We start from the raw sequence: 21,635 nt of genomic DNA on the forward strand, positions 1-21,635 counted from the left end.
AAAACCCTATTCACAGAGGGATTCTAGCACAAGGGAAGAGTTTGGCAGAGCCGCCGCACACACAGAAACCATCTACTGATCATTCATAGAATAAATTTTAATATAGCAATCTTATTTGAGTGATGAAAATTATCGAACCGCCAAGCCGCCAAGAGGAGAAACAGAAAAGTTCATAAATGATTTATATAGAGTAGCCACGGCTTTTTGCGGTTTCGTGCAACTGATATTACCACGGAACAAAGTCCTGAGTCTGAAGATTAAAGACTTGATTCAGACAAACTGATGAGAAACTTAAACTAGTAACTGAGTTTACCCAAGTCAAAGCAAAACTTTTGACTATTTACTACTCTCAGATTTATCCGTACTATTTTACTTAGGACGGGGTAAACCATAGCTATCCGCAAACACGACTCAGCACTCAGATGGAGAGAGGAATTTGAAAAATCAGCAATTGGGAAATTGGCAAACCACAGTTTTAGGAATTGTGTTAGCAATATTAGTGATTCTCGGACTAAATTCCTTTGTGATTATTAACCCTGGACAAGCAGGAGTAATCAGCATCTTGGGTAAAGCTAGAGATGGCGCTTTATTGGAAGGGATTCACGTGAAACCGCCTTTTATCTCAGTGATAGATGTGTATGATTTGACAGTCCAAAAGTTTGAAGTGCCAGCGGAGAGTTCTACTAAGGATTTGCAAAATTTATCTGCCAGATTTGCCATCAACTTTCGCCTCGATCCCGTACAGGTCGTTGAAGTTAGAAGGAAACAAGGAACCTTAGCAAATATTGTATCGAAAATCATTGCACCTCAGACACAAGAGGCATTTAAAATTGCCGCAGCTAGAAGAACTGTAGAAGAGGCAATTACCAAAAGAAGTGAATTGAAAGAAGACTTTGATAATGCGTTAGGCGATCGCTTAGACAAATATGGGATAATTGTGTTAGATACTAGCGTAGTTGACTTAGCGTTCTCACCAGAATTTGCCAAAGCAGTGGAAGAAAAACAAATTGCTGAACAGCGGGCGCAAAGAGCCGTTTATGTAGCACGGGAAGCTGAACAAGAAGCACAAGCAGATGTGAATCGCGCCAAAGGTAAGGCAGAATCTCAAAGACTCTTAGCAGAGACACTCAAAGCCCAAGGAGGACAGTTGGTTCTACAAAAAGAAGCAATTGAAGCTTGGAAGAGTGGCGGCGCTCAGATGCCAAAAGTCCTCGTTATGGGTAGTGACTCAAAAAGCGCTGTCCCCTTCATGTTCAACCTTGGGAATGTCCAAAATCAACCTGATTCGAGTAAATAATACTTAGTAAGTTAGGCTAGTCCCAACTCAAACACAACAGAAAAACTAACAAGATAATAATCGAAGTTTATGTCAACCCCCAATCCTCAGAATCTCACCGCCGAAGAAGCGAAAAAATTACTGAATAAATTCAACTGTCTAGACATCGCACCTATCCTCAAGCCATCAGAAAAATCAGTAATTCGTAGTGCCTTAATTTTAATCACCAAGCTTGCTGATTATCAAATTTTAGGAATTTGTGCTGATACAGCAGAAGAAGGAATACTGGCGATGAAGACCTATTCTTTGGCTTTGGGTTATGAACCACCAAACAATTTACTTACACCGGAAGGCCCAGTTTATATCAAATTAAATGGTAAAAATGGCTTGTGTTATCTTGATTCCTATGCGGGTCATCATCGGGGAGTATTAGTATCTTGCCAGTCTTACCATGAAGACGGAATCAACGAAATGTATGGACATCTCCCCTTGGATTTATTTGTATAGAATTCGGACAATGTAGGTAAGGGTATGTGGCTAGCCCGCGTCTTGGTGGTCGAAAGTATGCTGAAACCTTTGTTATGAAGTTAAATTTGGTTTTGCAAGTCCCCTATGTATCCTTTTCTGACCACCCAAAAACTATCAATCTCTCGTTCCTATGCAGAGTATAGGAATGAGATCATCTTACCAAGACGTGGGCTAGGTATGTGCCTTACCTACTAACTAATGACCAATGAAAAATAACTAAATATTATGAGTATTATTACACTCCAGTCAGTAACAAAAGACTTTGGCATCAAAGAAATTTTAAAAGATGCCAGCTTTAGCCTAGATGCTACCGATAAAGTTGGCTTAATTGGTACTAACGGTTCTGGTAAATCAACCTTATTAAAAATGATCGCTGGGTTAGAATCGATAGATAGTGGTCAAGTTTTAGTCAACTCCGGTTCTAAAATCATCTACTTATCCCAGCAGCCAGATTTAGATGAAAATCACACAGTTTTAGAGCAAGTTTTTGCTGACAGTGGCGAACACATGGCTTTGGTGCGTGAGTATGAAGAACTGTCAGATAAATTGGTTCATTATCCAGATGATAGCCAATTGATGTCTCGCCTTTCTGTGGTGATGCAACGGATGGATACGAGTGGTGCTTGGGAATTAGAAACCAACGCTAAAATCATCCTTACAAAATTAGGAATTTCTGACTTTGATGCCAAAATAGGCACTTTATCTGGGGGTTATCGCAAGCGTATTGCTCTAGCATCGGCGTTGCTAGCAGAACCAGATATTTTGCTCATGGATGAGCCGACAAACCATCTCGATGCTCTTTCTGTTGAATGGTTACAAAGTTATTTAAATCGCTATCGTGGCGCACTTTTTCTGATCACCCACGATCGCTACTTCTTGGATCGTGTTACCAATCGGATCATTGAAATTGACCGAGGCGACATTTACACCTATACAGGTAACTATTCATATTACCTGGAAAAGAAAGCTTTAGCTGAAGAATCTGCTGTAAGTACTCAACGTAAACATCAAGGCTTGTTGCGGCGCGAGTTGGAATGGCTCAAAAAAGGACCGAAAGCCAGAAGTACTAAGCAAAAAGCTAGAATTGACCGCGCTCATGCTCTGCGGGATACTGAATTTAAACAAGTTCAGGGTAAAGTTGATATTTCTACAGTTGGTCGTCGCATCGGCAAAAAAGTTATTGAATTAAATAAAATTTCTAAAGCCTATGATGGACGTACCCTGATTAATAATTTTACCTACGAATTTAGCCCAGAAGACCGCATCGGCATTATCGGCGCTAACGGTGCAGGTAAATCCACTTTAATGGATATTATTACTGGTCAGATTCAGCCAGATTCAGGTCTTGCAGATATTGGTACTACAATTCACATCGGTTATTTTGACCAGCATTCTGAAGAATTGCTCACAGCCTTAAACGAAAATCAGCGTGTAATTGACTACATCAAAGAAGAAGGGGAGTTTATCAAAATTACTGATGGTACTCAAATAACTGCTTCCCAAATGTTGGAGCGGTTTTTGTTTCCTGGTAATCAACAGTATGCCCCAATTCATAAACTTTCTGGTGGGGAAAAACGCCGTTTATTTCTGTTGCGGGTTCTGATGAGTGCGCCCAATGTCTTGATTTTAGATGAACCGACGAACGATTTAGATGTGCAGACATTGGCAGTACTAGAGGATTATTTAGAAGATTTTGTCGGGTGTGTAATTGTAGTTTCTCACGATCGCTACTTTCTCGATCGCACCATCGACACAGTATTTTCCTTTGAGGAAGGCGGTAATCTCCGGCTATATCCAGGTAATTACTCAGTTTATCTGGACTATAAGAAGGCTGAAGAAGCACAGCAGCAAGCTGCTAATACTAAAGAGAAGCCCAAAAATGTCGAAGTCCAAAATGGTGCAGCTTCACCCAAAGATGTAGAGAATCAAAAGCGGCGCAGGTTATCCAATTGGGAAAAGAAAGAATTTGAGCAGTTGGAAGGTAAAATTGCCCAGTTAGAGGCTGAGAAAGCAGAAACCGAGAAAACACTAGCGAATGTCTCACCGGGGAATTATAGCCAAGTGCAGAAACTCTACGAACAAGTGGAATCTCTCAAGCAAGCGATCGATGTGGCGACTGAACGCTGGTTAGAATTGGCTGAGATGGAGTCTTAGAGTACGTTTGATAGTATTGGGCGAATGTGAAAATTCGCAGTGTCCAGTGATCTTACCTCTTAAAACAGTTGAGCATCCGTAATGTGGCAGCTGCTGCATAATTGCGCTTTGCCGCAAGATTAGGAGAAAAGGCATTTCCTGTTTCATTCAATGGAGAAGCTACACCGCAGTAAGCAGACATTTCTTTAATCGAATTCTGCGCCCAATGATTAGATATATCATTAAAAGCTACTGCCTGCTGCTTGGCTCCTATACTTGAACTTCCGGCATTTTGCCCATATTCAGCCGCTTTACGCAATACCGCCATCAACTCAGCACGGGTTACTATTTGGCTAGGACGAAAAGTGCCATCAGAATAGCCGAGTATAATCCCGTTTGATTTTGCCCACTCAATCATTGCAGCACTCCAACGAGTTACGTTTACATCCCGGTAAGGTTTGCTGGTCACTTTCAATAAGTTTGCTGCTGCTGGTGGTGGATCGTATGGCACAGTCAAAGGACTGACGGAGAGCTTACTGAGCGCGTTTATTACCATCGACAACATCTGTTCTCGTGTTAGTTCTAACGTGGGACGGAATGTATTATTAGAAGTGAAGCCTGCAATAATCCCTGTTTGAACAGCCTCTTGAATCTCTTTGGCATATACATCATTGCTAACATCAGTAAAGCTTATAGGCACATTAGCAAGTACTGGTTTAGTGGTAAAAGTGCATAACAATATAATCGCAGTAGCATTTACGAAATTTTTGGTAGTTATATCACTAAAAAAAGAGTTAAAAATTGGTTTGAGCATAAGGTATTATGATAGATTAAATGCTTATTATTGTAGACGTTGCTCTCTTTTAGAAGGTTTCTTAAAGTTATTAGTTATACCTGAAATTGCGATCGCTTTTAGAGGATGTTTATAAACTTGCCGAGCGACTAGAAGTCGCAGCTACACAAGACTTTACCCACCGACTTGAGTTTCCAACCCTCAATTTTTCCTTAGAGGTTGTTTGAAAACTCTAAAAGGATACTAAAAAACCCCGCTTCCATTCCTCTGCCCGAAAGGTCGAAAGGCTTTGTAACCCCCATTCCCTTGTAGAGAATGGGGGTTAGGTTTGGGAGCTTTTGATGTTAGCAATAATACTTTTCAAACATCCTCTTAGCGCTATTTTATTTTTTAGCCTTCAAATCTCGTTTCCAGCCTCTGCCTGGAAATGCTCTCTCATTGCGGCTCTGCCGCAAGTCTTGAGGCTCTGCCTCAAAAATAGGCATTCCCAGTCGGAGACTGGGAACGAGACAACCCTCATGTAGAGACGCGATTTATCGCGTCTGATAAATTTGTTAAATTAATATCATTCAAGTCGAGAATTTAACCATGCCCAATGTCTTCATCAGTCATCGTAAAAGTGATGCTCAACAAGCTGAACAGCTGGCTAATGAATTAGTTGATGCTGGGCATGAAGTATGGTTTGATGAATGGAAGATAGACGTAGGAGATTCGATTGTTGAGCGTGTTGACCAAGGGCTAGAAGGATCTAAGTATTTAGTGCTGTGTTACTCCTCGTCTGATATGTCATCTTGGGTAAACCGTGAGTGGATGTCAGTGTTAGCTCGACAATTGTCAGGACACGAAGTAAAGGTATTGCCAATTTTGCTCACGGGAGGGCAACCGCCTGCTATTCTAGCTGATATCAAGTATGCAGATTTGGTTAATGACTGGTCAAAAGGCGTATCTCAATTGCTGCGGGCAATTAAATGAGTGAGAGAAACTGGCATATTTACATTGTCCATGCCAAACAGGAAGAAAAATTAGCAGAAAAGTTAGAAAAAGACATTCGCGAAGCCGGCTATGAGGAGATAGCACATCGCGGAACTGTCATGGTAGGAGAAGGATACATTGCCGAAGCCTCAAAAGCTCTTAGTACTGGCGGGCCAGTGATATTGTGTGGAACCTGTAAAGCAATGGGAAGCAATTGGGTAGAACTCATTGTCAACGCAGCAAGAGATCGGACTTTCGATGAACCGCGAATTTTTTGTCTTCAGATGGAAGAAGACGCTAATGTAAATAGATTAAACTTTGGTGAATGTATTGCTCTTTATTGGCAAAACCCTGCAAAAGCAATTGAGGATTTGATTGCTGCACTCAAAAAGCACTATCCCCTTAATACTAATATTGGCAAGATACACTTCATGAGTTATCTATTCGCACTCGCCCTAATTTGCTGCAAGATATCAAGGCATTGTTTCCAGTTATCTTTGCATTAGGTGGCGAAGCAGCAACGGCAGAAGTTGCCCACGCTATTGTAGATGTGGGGCGATGGTGGAAATAATTCGTAATACTTCGACTCCCTTCGGCTTCTCTACGAGACGCTGCGCGAACGCTCAGGGCAAGTCGCTCAGTACAAGTTCGTAATACTTCGACTGCGCTCAGCACAAGTTCGTAGTTTTAAATTGCATCTGTAGCCTGGTTTTGGTCAATTGGTATAAGGGGATGCAGTATTTATAGTTTTAAGCAAAGTGCGATCGCCTTTTACAGCTACTCAACCCAATTCTCTAACAACAGCGCTGAATGCCAGGTATCGAATTTACAAACTCTCTCTGGTGTCCATGAGTGGGCGATCGCAATTAGTGATAAAATCATCGGAGAAATTATCTAGACTGTCGATGAGCGATCGCCAGGGGTTATCTTTGGCAATGAGAACGATCGCGTTACCAATTTTTTTAATATAAACTTCTGTGCCAGTGAGTTGAAAATCTTCCGGCAAAATAACAACTTGGTGAATGCCATCAGTGCTGAGTTTGGCGGTGTTTATGATCTTACTTTTCTTCTGTTGCAGTTGCTCATCGTTAAACTATAGATGTAAGCGACTACCTAAAAGTGAAGCAATGCGATCGCTTGTATCTCAGCAGCACCTACAGAAGAGTGGGCTTATCGCTCCGCTAACCACGACTGCAAATCAGCCACACTGGTAAAATCTAACAGTGCTTCACTCAAGTCTTCCAGAACAGGTAAAGGTAAACCAGTGATGGCAGAACGCATTTCTGAAGTCAGTTCACCAAATCGCTTTTTTAGCAGTCGGTTAACTAGATTCACTGTTGCTTCCTCGCACCATCTCTCACAAACTGCGATCGCCTATATTGGTCTTTCCTACAGAATACTAGGCGATCGCCCTTCTATAAACTGCGATCGCCTGTTGTTGCTCTGCCTACGCAGCGATATCTAACAAAAAATCGCTTTGCCTCTACGCACTCCCCAACAAACGGGAGCGGTCTCCCTCGTGCCGGGAGCGGTCTTCCTCGTGACGGGAGCAGTCTTCCTCGTGACGGGAGCAGTCTTCCTCGTGCCGGGAGCAGTCTTCCTCGTGCCGGGAGCAGTCTCCCTCGTGCCGGGAGCGGTCTGCCTCGCGCCGGGAGCGGTCTTCCTCGCGCCGGGAGCGGTCTTCCTCGTGACGGGAGCGGTCTTCCTCGTGCCGGGAGCGGTCTTCCTTAAAACTTTTATGAAACTTAGACAATTATTTCTACAAAAATCAACATCTAATGATTAAATACCGAAAAATTACTGGTATCACCTAAAAATTTTATGAGAAAAATTGCGAGTTATGCTGAACCGGAATGTAGTTTCATTAAGGCAAGCTAGCTATATAAGCATTTTAAAGGAATAAATTTATGTCTCGTCAAAAACGTACATCCCGCGTTTTAGAAAAAGCTCAGTTAAGATCCGCTGGACTGAAATCGATTGTTCCAAACATCAAATATGATGAAGATTATAGTCTGGAAAAACTGATTGAGTCAATTGACCAGTTACGTAACAAAATTGATGTTTATAATACCGCTCTGTCTGTGGTTGACTCTTCTGTAACTGAAATTGAAGAGATGGAAAAAAACTTGAGTCAGCTTTCTGAGAAGATGCTAATGGTGGTTGCTATAAAGTACGGCAAAGACAGCCGCGAATATGAGATGGCGGGTGGTGTTCGCAATAGCGATCGCGCCCGCAAAATCAGGTCGAGCCGCTTGAAAAATGTTGCAGAACAAGCCGTAGATGATAATGTTAAAACTGCATAGTAGAGTGTGTTACGCCAAAGGCTAACGCACCGTTTTTATGATCTATTGCGGTGCGTTAGGCTAACGTTATAACGCACCCTACATATATTTACACAGTGCTAGCATATATCCTAATTTTAGAAAACACTACTAGTTGACAATACCGGCTTTTTGAAAAAGCCTCACTAGCGAACGACTTGTTTTTGATACCTCGGAAGAGAAAACATACTCCCCATCATTGTTTTCATAAAAACTACCGAGGTAGTGATTACCGATAACTCCAACTATCTTCTTCGCACGTTCCAATAAGTCCTCTAAGTGTGGCCACATTATTGATGATATTTTTGTTTCATCGATAAACTCATGATGAGCAACTCGTTTATCTCTTACATCTTTGATGTCTTTTATTTCATCTTGTGATGGGAGTTTTGTACTAAGTGCTTCAGCAACAATATTTGTAAGTTCTGAGTCAGATAGAGATATCAAACATTTTTTATCAAACCCCCAATTAGTTAGTTTTTCTTCTAACTGTTCTCTATATTCTATTTTCAAGTCATTGCAGTTATCTTTTAGTATTTTGACAGCATCAGGAAGGCTTCTCAATTGATACTTATTTTTAGGCTCTTCATAAATTTTATTTATAGCAAGAATAGTATTCTTGATCAAGGCAATTTGAAACACTCCAAATAAATTGTCAAAATTATCTTTAACTAATTTTTCTTTATAATTACCAATAACTTCGTATAATTTAATTGCTTCTTCTGCATCAAAAATGTCTATTTTTACACCTTGGTTAACTATGTCTTTAAGTTTGTCTTTCGGTGTAGGAACCATAATTTGTTAGAAAAATAATTTATTTATATAAAGCATACTCACCAAATTAGCACATAATACATATAACTAGCTTATACTGCCAGCCACTCATGCCGCAAAATAACCAAACTGCCGTCGAATTCCGTGATGTTACCTTTAGCCGCAATCATCGCCCATTGGTGTCAAATCTCAATTTCACCATCCACCAAGGAGAAGCACTGGTATTACTCGGACGCAGTGGAAGTGGCAAAACCACGACAATGAAGTTAATTAATCGCCTATTTACACCCACACAAGGCGAAGTTTTATTTGATAGTATTCCGACAACTGAATGGGATGAAATTAAACTGCGGCGAAAGATTGGTTACGTAATTCAAGAAATTGGTTTATTTCCCCATTTCACTGTAGAACGCAATGTGGGTTTAGTCCCGGCTTTGGAAGGTTGGCAACCGAAACAAATTAAAACGCGAGTTTATGAATTGTTGCAATTAGTAGGCTTAGAACCAGCACAATTCGCAGGGCGTTACCCGCACGAACTTTCGGGAGGACAAAGGCAAAGAGTCGGTGTAGCCAGGGCTTTAGCAGCAGATCCGCCAGTGTTGTTGATGGATGAACCCTTTGGCGCACTCGATCCAATTACGCGGCTAGAACTTCAACAAGAGTTTCGGCGTTTGCAGCAAGAGTTAGGCAAAACAGTTGTGTTTGTCACCCACGATATTCAAGAAGCCTTGGTTTTGGCATCGAGAATTGGTTTAATGTATGGGGGAGAATTGGTAGTATTGGGGACAACAGATGAATTTATGCGATCGCAACACCCAGAAAGCCTAGCGTTTCTTCAATGTCTGCGTTCCTTCCAAGACAATTTATGAAAAATTTCTTCCTCGTTAAGTATGCCCCAGAAATTCTTCAGCATACTCTAGAACACTTATTTTTGGTAGGAATCGCGATCGGAATTGCCATACTTGTAGGCATTCCATTAGGTATTTTGATTACACGCAAAACCTATCTCCGCCAACCAATTCTCGGCATAGCAAATATTCTGCAAACTATTCCCAGTTTGGCACTGTTTGGCTTACTGATTCCGGTTCCTATAATTGGCGGAATTGGCGCAGTCCCAGCAATTGTTGCCCTGATTGTATATTCCTTGCTGCCGATAATTCGTAACACTTACACAGGGATTACTAGCGTCGATCCGGCTATTCGGGAAGCTGGGAGAGGGATGGGGATGACAGATAGACAATTGTTATTGCAAGTTGAAATTCCCTTGGCAATGGGAGTGATTTTAGCAGGAGTGCGGGTAGCAACGGTAATTGCCATTGGCATTGCAACCATTGCAGCAGCAATTGGTGCAGGTGGTTTAGGAGTGTTTATTTTTCGCGGCATATCAGTAGTGAATGATCAGTTAATTTTAGCTGGTGCAGTTCCGGCGGCGGGAATTGCATTACTAGCTGATTTTGCAATTGGCTGGTTGGAGAATAAATTAAAAATTAAGAATTAAGCAAGTTAGAGGTCATTTATAAAATAAAAATAAAATTACTTTAGGGGAGCCAGCAGGACTATACGTGTCAACTTAAGATAAAAGCTAGTCTATAATCAGCTTTTAGAAATTGTCTCTTTATCTCGTTCCCAGTCAGAGACTGGGAATGCCTAATTAGAGGCTCTGCCTCTTAACTTGCGGCAGAGCCGCAATGACTTGCATTTCCAGCCTCTGGCTGGAAACGAGATTTTAAAGGAGTTTTTGCTTAAGTTGACACTAATGGCAAGATGCCCACCCCACAAGAGATTTATTTTTTGGAGGTCGTTGTTTCATTTTACCTTCATGAAACAGAAGATTTACCATAACTTTTCAGAGCCTTTTTGTCTAAGAATATTCCTGGTTCAAGATTCGCTGACGTAAAAGTATCCAGAATACAAACGATATTATGCACCTAACGCACCATGTTATATAGCGGTGCGTTAAGCTACTTAAGATTGAATTTATAAATAGTCTCTAATGAAAAGATTTTTGACATTTTGCTTTTTAACTTGTGCTTTGTTACTGCTAATCACTAGCTGCACGCCGAATTTAAATAGTAGCAGCAATGGCAATATTATCGTTGCTTCCAAAGATTTTACTGAACAAGATATTTTAGGAGAACTTTTAGCACAGCAAATTGAGGCGACAACTAATTTAAAAGTGGATCGTCGTTTCCGTTTGGGTGGTTCTTTTGTTTGTCATAGCGCTATTACTGCTGGCAAAATTGACGCATATATTGAGTACACAGGTACAGCTTTTACTGGGATTTTGAAGCAAAAAGCAGTTAAGGATACCAAAGAAGTTTATGAAAGATTAAAGCAAGCTTATGCCCAGCAATTCAATCTGGAAGTAATGCCAAGCTTAGGTTTTGAAAACACTTTTGCGATGATTGTCCGGGGTAATGATGCCAAGCGCTACAACATTCAAACTCTCTCTCAAGCTACTCAATATACACCTCAGTGGCGCGGTGGTTTCGGTTACGAGTTTTTGGAACGGGAAGATGGTTTTCCAGGATTAGCTAAAACTTACGATTTGCATTTTGCTAAACCACCCCAAATCATGGACTTGGGTTTAATATATCGTGCTTTGATTCAAAAACAGGTGGATATGGTAGCGGGTAATTCCACTGACGGACAGATTTCTCGCTTGGGTTTAGTTGTACTAAAGGACGATAAAAAATATTTTCCACCTTACGAAGCGACACCAATTGTTCGACAAGAAACTCTAAAAAAATACCCCGAATTAAGAAAAGCGATCGCCTCACTTGCCGGAAAGATTTCGGCAGATGAAATGCGGCAATTAAACTATTTAGTTGAGGGTGAATTACGTGATATTAAAGATGTTGTCCAGGAGTTTCGCAAATCCAAGGGACTAGGTTCATCTCAAGGATAGACGAGGAGCGATCGCTTATACCAGTTTCCTGTTTCCCCATTAACGTCTGTCTATTGTTGTCCACGCAAAAAGTTCTTTAACCACCTAATGACCTCACTTGTTGTTTGCTCGGTTGCAATTTGGAGGCATTGCTGCACAATTTCTCTGACATTAGGAAAGTAGCTGCTTTCTGTAAGCACATAACTTTCTAAGAGCAATCTATAAATTAATAGCCGATTACTCTTTAATATCCAAACTTCTGGCACTCGATAAGGCAAGTAATCATTAATGGCGGTGTAGCTTGTAACATCTATTTCAATTGCTAAATCTGGTGGTGGATCTGACTGCCAATCAATTCTTTTTTTGCCTACTACTGCTCTGCAATTTTCAATGTAAAAGCAATAGTCTGGTTCAATACCACTAATTTCTTGCAAGCTCATGGTGATGGGCGTAAATGACTCGTACATACGGTTTAAGTGGTCAAGTAGAGCTATTACTATCAATGCCAACAAACTCGCATCTCTTCCATGCTCTGGTAGCGGTGCCATCAGTAAAATCTCTCCAGGTCGATATTTAATGCGAGGCGAGGAGCGATCGCCCAGTTGCTGACTTAATACTTGATAGTTTTGCCAGTTTCCCAACAGTTTCAACACCGCGCCAGGTGGTAACTCGATTCTTTGTGGTGTAATTACGGTATCCATATTGACATTTTAGATATTGCCGATCGCATTGTTTACATGGAGGATGGGCGATTACAGAATTCATGAATTCAATGAACAGATTGTTATATCAAGGGCTTTTGCTTACAAATACAAAGCCACGGCTTTTATTTGATGAGGGATCATTTGTGAACATTGCTTTCCATAAATCAGTTGTTTTTACCCAAACTGGTGGATACTTGTAACGAGAAACATCAAGAATTAAAAATCTATCTGTTTGCTCATTATATGCTGCTAAAGGAGAAATATGCCCACCTTTCTCTTGACCGATTTCTTTGCGTAAATAGTTTACTAAAACGAAATTTTGCGGTTGTTTTAAATTTTCTGCTGCTTGTTTGCGGAACTCTTCTAAACTAGTGTCAGCAGCGTGATAAACATTAACTTTAACGCCATAGCTGGCTAGTAATTTCCCTAACTGGTCTAGAGTCATACCTCCGTGAGACACAGCTTCAGGTGTTAACACTTTTTTTGTATTATCATTGCTAAAAAAGTTTTCTTGAGTAAATACTCGATATGGCTTGTACTGGGGTACTTCTGGTGCTGGGATTTGTAGACTATTCAGGATCATAACCATACTAGCAACACCACAATATGCTTGATTATTTTGAGTGGTGAATTGCATACTCAGTGGAAAGAAGTCTTCTTTTGATTTACTCTGAAATAATAATTTTTCCCCTTCAGGCGTATTAAAACCTACTAAGTTAGAGGAAAGCGGTAATGTCTGAGAGAGAACGCTTCCGCTAGAGATACATAACCCAATAGTTAAAGCTTTGAAAAATGTCTTACTTGTTTTTATTAACATAGCATTCATGAGGACTGGAGATTTCTGAAATCATATTAATAATCTCACACCATGATGCTAAACAAGTATAATATTTTAAGAAAAAATTGTATCGCCTCAATAACTAAACTAAAAATGCTTACTGTTGTTAAACCCAAGCGAGTTGCGCTCGCAATCTTTTCCTTCAACGTCTTACTTTACAGCCAAGTTGCCTCAGCGGCTTTAACTTTACCCCTACACAGCAAAAAGGGAATGGTAGTTTCGGCCCATCCCCTAGCAAGTGAAGCGGGAATTTTGATGTTACGCAAAGGTGGTAATGCAGTGGATGCAGCTGTAGCCACAACCTTTGCAATATCGGTAGTTGAGCCTTTTTCGGCAGGAATCGGCGGCGGCGGATTTTTGCTGATGCACTCTGAGAAAACTGGCGAGATGAAAGCGCTAGATTTTCGGGAACGCGCCCCCCTGAAAGCTACAAGAAATATGTATCTGGATGCAGAAGGAAAGGTGCGTCCGAATGCAAGTATCAATGGTTATTTAGCAGTAGGGACACCAGGAACGGTAGCGGGACTTTATGAAGTGCATCGTCGCTATGGTAAGCTACCTTGGCAAGAGGTAATGAAACCTGCGATCGCACTCGCTAAAGATGGCTTTGTTATTGGCGATGTAGAAACTTGGCGTTCTCTGCAAACAAACCAATCTTACAAGCAAGCACTTCTCAAGAATCCAGCACTGCGAGAAATTTTCACTCGCAATGGCGAATTTTATAAACCAGGGGAGAAGCTGGTGCAAAGTGATTTGGCCCGCACCTTAACAGCAATTGCCCAAAATCCCCAAAGTTTTTACACCGGAAGTATTGCTCGGGCGATCGCCTCTGATATGGTAAAAAATGGTGGTTTAATTACTCTAGAAGACCTGAAAGCCTACAAACCAATCTGGCGCACTCCCGTTTGTGGCAATTTTCGTAAAGCTAAAATTTGCTCAATGCCACCACCTTCATCGGGAGGTGTTCATCTATTGCAGATTTTAAATATTATCGGTGACACTGATTTAAAATCTTTAGGATGGCATCATCCCGATGCTATACATTTAATGGTAGAAGCAATGAAGATTGCTTACGCCGATCGCTCAGAATATTTAGGCGATCCAGATTTTGTCAAAGTCCCTGTACAAGAACTGCTCAGTCCAGCTTACGCCAAAAAACGCCGTCAAGAAATTAATATGCAAGTGGCTCGACCCTCGACCGAGGTCAAGCCAGTAGATAAACAAACACTACAACGTTTTAGTCAAGCTAATAATCAGAGTTTAGGAGAAAATATCATTCCGTTATCTGCTCAATCTCTGAAACTGCACGCGACTCAATATGAATCTCCCCAAACCACTCATCTTACTGTTGTGGATGAAGAACGCAACGCCGTAAGTCTGACTTTCACGATTAATCTCAGTTTTGGTGCTGGTGTGGTGACACCGGGAACTGGAATTGTCCTCAACAATGAGATGGATGATTTTGCTTCTGCGCCAGGAGTGCCTAATGCCTTTGGTTTGGTTGGTAACGATGCCAACAGCATTGCCCCCCGTAAAACTCCTCTATCCAGCATGACTCCCACAATTGTCACAGAAAATGGTCATTTCCGCATGGCAGCAGGTGCGCCTGGTGGTAGCACGATTATCACCCAGGTTTTACAAGTGATCCTGAATGTGCTGGAATACAACATGGATGTTGGTGCGGCTGTTTCTGTTCCACGCATACATCATCAATGGCTTCCAGATGAGTTGCGCGTCGAATCCTGGGGTTTGGATGCTCTAACTGTGCAAGACTTACGCCGTCGGGGGCATAAAATTAAGGAAACTGCTCCTTGGGGTAATGGTAACGCGATCGCGGTTACAGCCGATGGAACTTTAGAAGGGGCGGCTGATCCTCGCGGTGAAGGTTCCCCAAAAGGCTTGTGAGCCAGACAAGGAGAATAATAACTCCTAACTGCTAACTCCTGTACAGACGCGATTAATCGCGTCTCTCTATTGATTTTGAGCTGTTGACTCTGCGTAGCTGCTGCCGCCAAACTCGTTTGCCCGTGTGCTAGGTACTAGTGTCCAACCTGCTTTGAGAAGTTTTTGATAAGTTGCCCAACCTTTAGAACCACCTGGTATTTGATAATCTGGGACTGCAAAATGTCCAAAAGCTGTGTAGGGACGCCAAGGCTGATTGGGTTCTGCCTGCAAATACAAAATTTTCTCTCCGTCGCCACCAGACTTAGGTAACCAGCACATTTGTCGATGCATTGCAAACTCCTTTGCTTTTAGCTAATAACTAACGCCTAATGGCAGACTTTTGTCAAGTAAAATCTCACCCTTGTGGAGTACTTTTTTGCCTAATACTTTAGACAAAGTGTAATTAAGTTCTATCTACTACAGGATAATTACTTAACAAGTCATACCCTGAGAAAGCTGCTGTAGGATACAAGAGATCAACAGCTTTCCCTCACCTTCCTTCTAGGGGAGATTTTCTAATGTTATCCGCGCTTTTAATGAGTGTGTGTAACAATAACTACTATTTAAGCTAGAGTTTACAATCAGACTATTTGTATTTCTGGTTACATAAGCGCAGATTTTAGAAATTAATTATAAAGTTCCGTTGATTAAACACTACGAGCAAACAATATAAAATCTAACAGCAATGCTTGTTGTTTGAATCGTCCGTTTGATGACCAGACACAATCCCGTATTTATCTAAAAGCAAGATCATTTATAACAGTAAAAATCAAATTAACTGTAGGGTAGAATGGCGTTACTTAACCTAGATTTAGATCCCCGACTTCTTGAAGAAGTCGGGGATCTGGGCAGGAAGTTGGGTTATTAGAAAGATGGAGCATACAACTTATCGCCGACAATGCCGCGAATTGTCTCTACTAATTGGGTGTATGCAAAGTCAGACAAAACTGGTTTTGCTCCTTGCAAGTGAATTGGTTGATCTAAATCAATCCATGACTTGCAACCGCCGTATTTAGAATGGTAGGGAATTTCTTGTTGAGGTAGTTGATATGTCCGCAAGAGGAGAATATAAAGCGGCTGGCGTGGTTTCCATTTGAGGCGATCGCTAATAAAATGCTCGTTCCAAATATGGAAGGGAAGCAAGGCGTTGACAAGAAATTCGTCACTAACTGGCAAAATATCCGTAATTTCGGCCCAACTGCCGATGCGAACTGTCTCTGGATGCCAACATGATGTTACTGGATATACATGATTGGCATACTCAGCTTTGAGCATGAAAGCTTGTTGATGTTCACAAGTAGGGTAAAGCAAAATTTGCTTCTGGGCAACTTGGAAATGTCCATTTCGTTCATGGATACCGCCTTTGCGGAGCAACATAATTGTTTTGCCATTTTCCAAAGCATTTATGGCGACTGCCCATTCTTTGAGAGCATGAAAAGTTGTGGTCAATTCCATCAGCATCTACTGTAACTCTGATTTAATTTCAAGCTAAAACCGATAAAGTGTCAAACTATCCAAGGGAATGAATTAGGAAGCAGTTATGGAAAAGCGATCGCTAGGTACTTCTGATGTCCAAATTACACCTATCCTTATGGGAACTTGGCAAGCTGGTAAAAGAATGTGGGTGGGAATTGAGGATGCTGACTCGATTAAAACGATCCGAGCCGGATTTGAAGCTGGTATCACCACAATTGATACTGCTGAAGTTTATGGTGAAGGACACTCTGAGCGAATTGTTGCTGAAGCTTTATCTGATGTACGAACTCGCGTGGAGTATGCTACGAAAGTTTTTGCTAACCATCTCAAGTATGAACAAGTGATTGAGGCTTGCGTAGACGCGTAGCGGCTTGTCGTTAGACATCGTTCCCTAACCAACCTGAAAACTGATTACATTGATCTTTACCAAATACATTGGCCCTCCGGTGCTTTCAAAAGTGAAATAGTACCTATCGAAGAAACTATGAGCGCTCTAAACTTTCTCAAAGAGCAAGGTAAAATTCGAGCGCTTGGTGTTTCCAATTTTTCTCACGCCCAGTTAGCAGAAGCAGCAAATTATGGACGTATTGATAGTTTACAACCACCCTATTCTTTATTCTGGAGACAGGTAGAACAAGATGCATTGCCCTATTGTATCGAAAATAATATTTCTATCCTTGCTTATTCGTCTTTAGCCCAGGGATTGTTAACAGGAAAATTTGCTCTTGGTCATAAATTCGACCCAGCAGATAACCGTGCTAAAAATACCCTGTTTCAAGGCGATAACTTTGAACATGCTCAACAAGCGTTACAAAAATTGCGTCCCATAGCCCTTCTTCATAATTGTACCCTTGCTCAGTTAGCTTTAGCGTGGTTAATTGCTCAACCCCAAACAAATGCGTAGACGCAGAGCGGCTTGTCGTCAGACATCGCCGGGGCGCGTTATCCCGAACAAGCACTAGACAACACATTAGCCGCCCAAATTCAACTTTCTGCCGCCCAATTGGCAGAAATTGATGCGATCGGCCGGATTGTCACCGACCATCTTGATAACAGTCCAATTATGTGGAATTGATCACAATGCAGTTTGGTTAGCCATGCTAATCTCTCTCTTTTGGAGACGCTACGCGTAGCTGGCTTTTGAGTAGGGGTACAAAGATCCCCTCAACTCTCTTAAAAATAGGACTTACGCATTGACAGGAAATACTAAATATAAATGAAAGGAGAGAGGAATGGAAGTGAGGTCAGAGCATCCATAGACGTGTAGCGGCTTCCCGCAGGGTACGAGCGATCGCTATCAAAGCCTGAAACGACCTATTTTGGTAAATTTATACCATGATTAATTTGTCCAGTGCGTAAGTCCTAAAAAAGATAGTCGGGGATCAAATTGGAGCTAGATTGCAAAATCTAACAAAACGTCAATTTTAGTAACCTAAGGGTTGCGATTTACAAACTAACTGATAATTTAAATAGTAGGACACCAAACAAAATAAAACCAAACAAATAGGGTCAATGACTTAGTGTCCCCTTGTCATCAATCCAAGCAAATTTCAGCATATCAAACATTATATAAGTGGCAAAAAGCTTAATGTAGAAGGCAAAGCCGAATCCCAAAGTGGAAAAACGCAAGAATGCTGAGTTTGTTAGTTTTTAGTCCACCTTAGTTATTAACTTTCAATTACTTAATTAGTTTAACAATTTGAAACCTGTGAACTCGATAAAACCTGGTCAACCCCGACCAGGTTTTTGGTATTTTATTATGATAAAATTTTTTAATTACGGCACTCCCTGCCGGAATTCACGCTTGAGGAGCTAGTTGTGAGACTAGGATAATATTAATTTTGCTTAGAAAAACAAGCCCACATCTGTGGGCTTGTTTTTTACAGTATCAACTCAAATAAGACTGTTCCTCCGTTGGCACAGCCCGCTGCACGCATCCAAACTTCCTTTCTTTCCCGCCGTTGAGGCGACTGGTGTACCAAGAACACTAACCCCTAAGGGGTGATCGCACCAGAATAATTCGTAGAGTCTGCCTAAAGAGATTTAGCCAGTAAAACCTCATCCAACCCACGAAAAATAAGATTGTGGAAGGCTCAGGGATAAGTAATGGATGTGAATGGTAACATTACCCTGGTAGCCCAAACACCTACAGTTAATCCTGTGCGTTCTTGGTATCACTTACCTTTTGTCATGCTTGTGACTAAACCAACTACGATTTTTGGCGCGAATTCTGTAAAAGTTAAAAGGCAAAAGCAGCCAGGGTGTTGGGAGAAGACCACGCTAGCTCACTTTTTACGTTTGCCTTTGTACTTCTTAATAGCTTTGCTATGCATCCTTGGTTCACCCGTACTGGCAAAAGTTCCTGGCTCAATTAATTCCTCATCCCAACTACCAATTAATAGTCTTATGTCGCTGGCGGTGGCCGCTGACCCCGCCTCACTATTAGAGCAGGGCCAAATTTTATACAATGCTGGAAACTTTACCAAGGCAGTAGAAGTGTTACAACAGGCTGTCCAAGCATATAAGCAGCAAGGAGACAGCCTCAGCCTAGCAGTAACACTAAGTAATCTTTCCCTAGTTTACCAGCAACTGGGTGCATGGATTCAGGCACAGCAGGAAATAACAGAAAGCTTAAATTTGCTCAAAGGACTGGATGAAAACCAAAATCTGCAAAAAATATTTGCCCAATCACTGGATATTCAAGGTCGTCTCCAACTAACAATGGGACAGGCCGAGGAGGCTTTAAAAACTTGGCGGCAGACGGAAAAAATTTACAGGCAAGCAGATGATCAAAGCGGTGTGGTGCGATCCCTAATCAATCAAGCACAGGCGTTGCGAAGCCAAGGACTTTACCCTCGGGCTGTCAAAACACTCGAAGAGGTAAGTCAGACGTTAAAATCGCAACCAGACTCAAGAGAAAAGACAGTGAGTTTGCGATCGCTCGGTGATGCCCTTTTGGTAGTGGGGAATTTGAAAGACTCATACCAGGCGCTAGAAAAAAGTCTAATGATTGCTCAACATCTGCAATCAAGCACTGATATTGCGGCAAGTCTGTTCAGTCTGGGGAATCATGCCCGTAAAAAACAAGACAATATACAAGCGATCGCCTATTATCAACGAACAGTCACAGCATCTCCTTCATCCCTGACAAAAGTCCAAGCGCAACTCAATCAACTAAGTCTACTCATTGAAGATCAACGATGGGCAGAGGTTCACACTCTCTCACCATTGATTGAGTCCCAACTCGATCAACTCCCCCTCAGCCGTGCTAGTATTTACGCTCAAATTAACTATTCACAAAGTATCTTAAAAATCAAGAGTGGTGTGTTACCAACATCTAGTCAGAATTACTACTCTGGATTCAGCAAAAAAGACTCAACAGTATTACTTACCAGGGCCATCCAGCAATCCCGTAGTTTAGGGGACAAGCGGGCAGAAGCCTATGCTCTGAAAAGTTTAGGCGGTTTGTACGAAGAAACCGGACAGTGGTCAAAGGCGCAAGACCTGACCCTGCAAGGATTAGCTTTGGCACAGAGCAGCAATGCACCAGAAATTATCTATACTTTGGAGTGGCAGTTAGGGAGATTGCTTCGGGCACAAAAAGATATTAATGGTGCGATTAGGGCATATGATCTTGCTGTGGAAACCCTTCAGTCTCTCCGCAGAGATTTAATAGTCAGTAATGTAGTGAATCAGGATGTGCAATTCACCTTCCGGGACAGCGTAGAACCCGTCTACCGAGAGTCAGTAGAGTTACTGCTGAAATCCCAAAAAGAAAAATCAGATGAAAAAATATTGGAGAAAGCACGAGAGCGGATTGAAGCACTCCAACTAGCAGAATTGGACAACTTCTTCCAGGAAGCTTGCCTGCAAGGTCAGAGAGTAGCCCTCGATCAAGTGGTAGAAAAAGAAAATGCCACGGCTGCCATCCTCTATCCGATTATTCTTCAAAAAGAACTCCAGGTAATTGTCAAAATTCCCAAACAACCCCTGCAAAGCTACACTACTCAGATTTCCCGCCCAGAAGTAGAGGAACTCTTAGTAGAACTGCAAAAAAATCTTGTTGATCCCACTGCTACCAAAGCCGTCCAAACCCACTCGCACCAAGTTTATAACTGGCTACTCAAACCGATTGAGTCAGAATTGCAAAAAAGTCGGGTAGATACCCTAGTGTTCGTCTTAGATGGCCCGTTACGCAATTTACCAATGGCAGCTCTCTACGATGGCAAGAAATACTTGGTAGAGAAATATGCAATTGCTCTAAGCGTTGGTCTGCAACTCCTCAGCCCTAAACCACTGGTAAAACAGCAACTAAGAGCGCTAACCGCAGGACTGACTAAGCCGCCACCAGGTTTTTCCAACTTTGCACCGTTGCTTGCGATAGAATCTGAATTCGACGGGATTAGCAAAGCAGGAATCTCGACAACTAGCCTACTAGATAAAGATTTTAAGAAAAAGAATTTAGAGAGTAAAATTGGTGCTGCTCCATTCAACATAGTGCATTTAGCAACCCACGGTCAGTTTAGTTCCCGCCTTGAAGACACTTTTATTTTGGATTTTGATGGTGAGATCAATGTCAAGGATTTTGATACTCTCTTCAGCAGTCAGGGTAAAACCATAGTAGAACTATTAGTTTTGAGTGCTTGCCAAACAGCAACAGGAGACAAGCGTGCAGCACTGGGTCTTGCAGGAGCAGCTGTCCGAGCTGGGGCACGCAGTACTATAGCCTCGCTGTGGCAGATTGATGATGAATCGACAGCAATGTTTGTTAGTGCCTTCTATCAAAAACTCAACAATGGCAAAATCACCAAAGCCAAAGCTGTCCACCTTGCCCAGCTACAACTGCTGAACCATCCCAACTACAGAGCGCCAAGCTTTTGGTCTGCTTATGTGTTGATTGGCAACTGGTTGTGATTTGGGGATTGGGGACTGGGAACAAAGAAAATTAGAGACTCATTTATCTCTTTAAGAACTCCGTTCATCTCTTTG

General features: G+C 41.8%; 20 protein-coding genes and 1 pseudogene. 13 read left to right on the forward strand and 8 right to left on the reverse strand.

Annotated features, from left to right (window positions below; genetic code table 11):
* The first annotated feature begins 436 nt into the window (after positions 1 to 436).
* The 3 genes from V7K49_RS29080 (at position 437) to V7K49_RS29090 (ending at position 3,958) form a co-directional block, all read left to right on the forward strand.
* Positions 437 to 1,297 carry a prohibitin family protein gene (locus V7K49_RS29080; RefSeq protein WP_335208716.1) on the forward strand — a complete coding sequence of 287 codons (861 nt, stop codon included), beginning with the start codon at positions 437 to 439 and terminating at the stop codon, positions 1,295 to 1,297.
* 69 nt (positions 1,298 to 1,366) lie between these two features.
* The gene (locus V7K49_RS29085; protein ID WP_334874583.1) at positions 1,367 to 1,783 is read left to right on the forward strand and encodes a DUF1824 family protein; all 417 of its coding nucleotides are present in this window, start codon (positions 1,367 to 1,369) and stop codon (positions 1,781 to 1,783) included.
* 246 nt (positions 1,784 to 2,029) lie between these two features.
* Complete coding sequence (locus tag V7K49_RS29090; RefSeq protein WP_335208717.1) at positions 2,030 to 3,958, forward strand: ABC-F family ATP-binding cassette domain-containing protein; 1,929 nt, start codon at positions 2,030 to 2,032, stop codon at positions 3,956 to 3,958.
* Positions 3,959 to 4,010: 52 nt separating this feature from the next.
* Here the strand turns inward: V7K49_RS29090 and V7K49_RS29095 are convergent, their stop codons facing one another.
* Complete coding sequence (locus tag V7K49_RS29095; protein ID WP_335208718.1) at positions 4,011 to 4,751, reverse strand: S-layer homology domain-containing protein; 741 nt, start codon at positions 4,749 to 4,751, stop codon at positions 4,011 to 4,013.
* A 567-nt stretch (positions 4,752 to 5,318) separates the two neighbouring features.
* Here V7K49_RS29095 and V7K49_RS29100 point away from each other — a divergent pair.
* Together V7K49_RS29100 and V7K49_RS29105 are read left to right on the forward strand one after the other, a co-directional pair.
* Positions 5,319 to 5,702, forward strand: coding sequence for a toll/interleukin-1 receptor domain-containing protein (locus V7K49_RS29100; protein ID WP_335208719.1), 384 nt, complete (start codon positions 5,319 to 5,321; stop codon positions 5,700 to 5,702).
* Positions 5,699 to 6,208, forward strand: coding sequence for a hypothetical protein (locus V7K49_RS29105; protein ID WP_335208720.1), 510 nt, complete (start codon positions 5,699 to 5,701; stop codon positions 6,206 to 6,208). The genes V7K49_RS29100 and V7K49_RS29105 overlap by 4 nt, the downstream gene beginning before the upstream one ends.
* A gap of 320 nt (positions 6,209 to 6,528) precedes the next feature.
* Here V7K49_RS29105 and V7K49_RS29110 read toward each other — a convergent pair whose 3' ends face one another.
* On the reverse strand, positions 6,529 to 6,708 hold the full coding sequence (locus V7K49_RS29110; RefSeq protein WP_335208721.1) for an antitoxin: 180 nt from the start codon (positions 6,706 to 6,708) through the stop codon (positions 6,529 to 6,531).
* A 164-nt stretch (positions 6,709 to 6,872) separates the two neighbouring features.
* Entirely contained in the window at positions 6,873 to 7,037 is a 165-nt protein-coding gene (locus V7K49_RS29115; protein ID WP_335208722.1) for a DUF4351 domain-containing protein, read from the reverse strand.
* Here V7K49_RS29115 and V7K49_RS29120 point away from each other — a divergent pair.
* Both V7K49_RS29120 and V7K49_RS29125 read left to right on the forward strand, forming a co-directional pair.
* Positions 6,970 to 7,167, forward strand: a complete 198-nt coding sequence (locus V7K49_RS29120) for a hypothetical protein (protein WP_335208783.1) — start codon at positions 6,970 to 6,972, stop codon at positions 7,165 to 7,167. The two genes, V7K49_RS29115 and V7K49_RS29120, sit on opposite strands and share 68 nt — an antisense overlap.
* A 442-nt stretch (positions 7,168 to 7,609) precedes the next feature.
* Entirely contained in the window at positions 7,610 to 8,005 is a 396-nt protein-coding gene (locus V7K49_RS29125) for a hypothetical protein (protein WP_335208723.1), read from the forward strand.
* 129 nt (positions 8,006 to 8,134) lie between these two features.
* Here the strand turns inward: V7K49_RS29125 and V7K49_RS29130 are convergent, their stop codons facing one another.
* On the reverse strand, positions 8,135 to 8,818 hold the full coding sequence (locus tag V7K49_RS29130) for an AbiU2 domain-containing protein (RefSeq protein WP_335208724.1): 684 nt from the start codon (positions 8,816 to 8,818) through the stop codon (positions 8,135 to 8,137).
* A gap of 89 nt (positions 8,819 to 8,907) precedes the next feature.
* On the opposite strand from V7K49_RS29130, the gene V7K49_RS29135 reads away from it, so the two are divergent.
* The 3 genes from V7K49_RS29135 (at position 8,908) to V7K49_RS29145 (ending at position 11,705) form a co-directional block, all read left to right on the forward strand.
* Entirely contained in the window at positions 8,908 to 9,666 is a 759-nt protein-coding gene (locus V7K49_RS29135) for an ATP-binding cassette domain-containing protein (protein WP_334864412.1), read from the forward strand.
* On the forward strand, positions 9,663 to 10,295 hold the full coding sequence (locus tag V7K49_RS29140; RefSeq protein WP_298904275.1) for an ABC transporter permease: 633 nt from the start codon (positions 9,663 to 9,665) through the stop codon (positions 10,293 to 10,295). Before V7K49_RS29135 ends, V7K49_RS29140 begins: the two co-directional genes overlap by 4 nt.
* A 495-nt stretch (positions 10,296 to 10,790) precedes the next feature.
* Positions 10,791 to 11,705 carry a glycine betaine ABC transporter substrate-binding protein gene (locus V7K49_RS29145; RefSeq protein WP_335208725.1) on the forward strand — a complete coding sequence of 305 codons (915 nt, stop codon included), beginning with the start codon at positions 10,791 to 10,793 and terminating at the stop codon, positions 11,703 to 11,705.
* Positions 11,706 to 11,755: 50 nt separating this feature from the next.
* On the opposite strand, the gene V7K49_RS29150 is transcribed toward V7K49_RS29145, so the two are convergent.
* Positions 11,756 to 12,385, reverse strand: a complete 630-nt coding sequence (locus V7K49_RS29150; RefSeq protein ID WP_335208726.1) for a Uma2 family endonuclease — start codon at positions 12,383 to 12,385, stop codon at positions 11,756 to 11,758.
* An 88-nt stretch (positions 12,386 to 12,473) separates the two neighbouring features.
* On the reverse strand, positions 12,474 to 13,214 hold the full coding sequence (locus tag V7K49_RS29155) for a phytochelatin synthase family protein (protein WP_335208728.1): 741 nt from the start codon (positions 13,212 to 13,214) through the stop codon (positions 12,474 to 12,476).
* A gap of 105 nt (positions 13,215 to 13,319) precedes the next feature.
* On the opposite strand from V7K49_RS29155, the gene ggt reads away from it, so the two are divergent.
* Positions 13,320 to 15,131 carry a gamma-glutamyltransferase gene (gene ggt, locus V7K49_RS29160; protein ID WP_335208729.1) on the forward strand — a complete coding sequence of 604 codons (1,812 nt, stop codon included), beginning with the start codon at positions 13,320 to 13,322 and terminating at the stop codon, positions 15,129 to 15,131.
* A gap of 66 nt (positions 15,132 to 15,197) precedes the next feature.
* Here ggt and V7K49_RS29165 read toward each other — a convergent pair whose 3' ends face one another.
* Together V7K49_RS29165 and V7K49_RS29170 are read right to left on the reverse strand one after the other, a co-directional pair.
* Positions 15,198 to 15,461, reverse strand: a complete 264-nt coding sequence (locus V7K49_RS29165; protein WP_273769203.1) for a hypothetical protein — start codon at positions 15,459 to 15,461, stop codon at positions 15,198 to 15,200.
* A gap of 573 nt (positions 15,462 to 16,034) precedes the next feature.
* Positions 16,035 to 16,631, reverse strand: coding sequence for a DUF1802 family protein (locus V7K49_RS29170; protein ID WP_335208730.1), 597 nt, complete (start codon positions 16,629 to 16,631; stop codon positions 16,035 to 16,037).
* Between the two features lie 79 nt (positions 16,632 to 16,710).
* On the opposite strand from V7K49_RS29170, the pseudogene V7K49_RS29175 reads away from it, so the two are divergent.
* Both V7K49_RS29175 and V7K49_RS29180 read left to right on the forward strand, forming a co-directional pair.
* Positions 16,711 to 17,721: pseudogene (locus V7K49_RS29175) on the forward strand (aldo/keto reductase).
* A 1,115-nt stretch (positions 17,722 to 18,836) separates the two neighbouring features.
* Complete coding sequence (locus V7K49_RS29180; RefSeq protein WP_442948704.1) at positions 18,837 to 21,560, forward strand: CHAT domain-containing protein; 2,724 nt, start codon at positions 18,837 to 18,839, stop codon at positions 21,558 to 21,560.
* The last annotated feature ends 75 nt before the right edge of the window (positions 21,561 to 21,635 follow it).

The organism is Nostoc sp. (assembly GCF_036919675.1).
Taxonomy (GTDB): domain Bacteria; phylum Cyanobacteriota; class Cyanobacteriia; order Cyanobacteriales; family Nostocaceae; genus Nostoc.